The sequence below is a fragment of the Flavonifractor sp. An100 genome (assembly GCF_002161175.1).
Lineage (GTDB): Bacteria > Bacillota > Clostridia > Oscillospirales > Oscillospiraceae > Lawsonibacter.
In genome coordinates, this window is sequence record NZ_NFMA01000052.1 from 1 (window position 1) to 1986 (window position 1986).

Consider the following 1986-nt stretch of genomic DNA (forward strand, 5'->3'; position numbering starts at 1 on the left):
GCGGCGGTGCGGGAAAATATGATTGCCCGCAACCCCACCGAAGGCGTCACCCTGCCTAAGAAGAAAGCGGTCCCCAAACAGATCCTCAACGATGCACAGCTGGAGAGGTTTATGAAAGTCATTCAGGAGGACAAAATCTGGCACGACTTCTTCTACACGGAGTTGACCACCGGACTGCGGCGGGGTGAGATCTGCGGCCTCATGTGGTCGGATTTCGACGAGGCTCACGGGACGCTCTCCATCCGCCGCACTGTCCACGCCCAGAAGGGTGGCAGGTTGACCACTGGTGAGACTAAGACCGGCACTGGAAAGCGGACCATCACCCTGCCGCCCAGCACGGCCAAACTGCTGGCAGAGCGCAAGACAAAATCATACTCGGAGTGGATCTTTCCGGACCCACTGCGTCCCGAGCGCCCCATGCGACCCAATGCCGCTTACATCTACCTGAAAGAACTGCTGAAACAGGCCGGACTGCCTAGCATCCGATTCCACGATTTGAGGCATACATTTGCCACCCACGCTCTGGCCTCCGGAGTGGACGCCAAGACCCTCTCGGGTATCCTGGGCCATACCCAGGCCTCCTTCACCCTGGACACCTACACCCATGTGACCGGGGATATGCAGAAGCGGGCCAGCGAGATCGTGGGCAGCTTTATGGAAAACATCATGGTGAGGTGAGCGCATGTCGGGAAAGAGAAAGAAAGGGTCGGGAACCATCCGCCTTCGGAAAGACGGCCGCTGGGAGGGGCGGGTAGTTATCGGCTATGATGAGGCGGGCAGTCCAAAAACAAAAAATGTACTGGCAAAGACGAAGCGGGAGTGCGCGGAAAAGCTGAAGAAGCTGAAAGAGCAGTGCGGCGGCTTCCGCCCTGTTCAAGTCCGGCCTGAGATGCGGTTCGGGGACTGGTTAGAGTACTGGTACCAGAACTTCTCCAAGCCAAAGCTGCGGCAAAGTACACAACTTAGTTACGAGGGATGGATCTACAACCGCCTGATCCCCGGCGTGGGAGACATCCCTCTGAACAAACTGACCCAGGCAGATCTCCAGACCTTCTTCCGCAGTATGAAAGAAGCCGGTCGGATGACTAATGTAGACAAATGCGGGAAGGGGCTGTCAGACCGCTCAGTGCGAAGCTGCTACGCCGTCTGCCAGATGGCGCTGGACAAGGCAGTAGAGGAGCGGCTGATCCACAGCAACCCGGCCATCGGGTGCAAGCTGCCGCCCCTGAAGGGCAAGGAGATGAAAATCCTGACCCAAGAGGAGATCCAGCGGTTCCTCATTCAGGCCAAGGCGGAGGGAATGTACGAGCTGTTCCTGCTGGAGCTGACCACCGGAATGCGCCGGGGGGAACTGCTGGCCCTTCGCTGGGAGGACCTGGACTTCGCCACCGGAAAGCTCCGCATCGACAAACAGGTCAACCCGGTAGGCGGCAAGCTAGTCATCAGCGAACCGAAAACAAAGGCCGCCAACCGCACCATTATCCTGCCGCCTGCCATGTTGGAGGTGCTGGCGGAGTACAAGAGGGGCATCTTCTCGGACTTGATGTTTCCCTCCCGCACGAAACCGAACCAGCCCATCGACCCGGGCTATGTGCGCAAACGGCTCCAGGTGATCTTAAAGCGGGCAGAGTGCAAGAGGATAAGATTCCACGCTTTACGCCATACTTTTGCAACCATGTCCCTGGAGAATGGGATGGATGTGAAAACGCTCTCAACGATCATCGGCCATGTGTCGTCGGCCACGACACTGAATACCTACACCCACATCACCGACGAGATGTGGCAGAAAGCGGCGGTGAACATTGACCGAGGCATCGCCAAGGCGGAGGTGCAGTCAGAGCCGGAGCAGAAGGTGGAGAGACCCCATGCACAGGAAACATTCACCCCGATCCTTCCGGCCCGCCGCAGACCCGGCACGGGCTATGTCAAGCAGCTCAACGACCACCTCTGGGAGGGCAGATACTCTCCGGTGTGGCCGGACGGGAA

General features: G+C 58.5%; 2 protein-coding genes. Both read left to right on the forward strand.

The features are described 5' to 3' along the window. On the forward strand, positions 1–678 hold a 678-nt coding region (locus tag B5E43_RS14690), incomplete at its 5' end, for a site-specific integrase (protein ID WP_143383028.1). A gap of 4 nt (positions 679–682) precedes the next feature. Then, a partial coding sequence (locus B5E43_RS14695; protein ID WP_087397912.1) for a site-specific integrase occupies positions 683–1986 on the forward strand: 1304 nt, incomplete at its 3' end.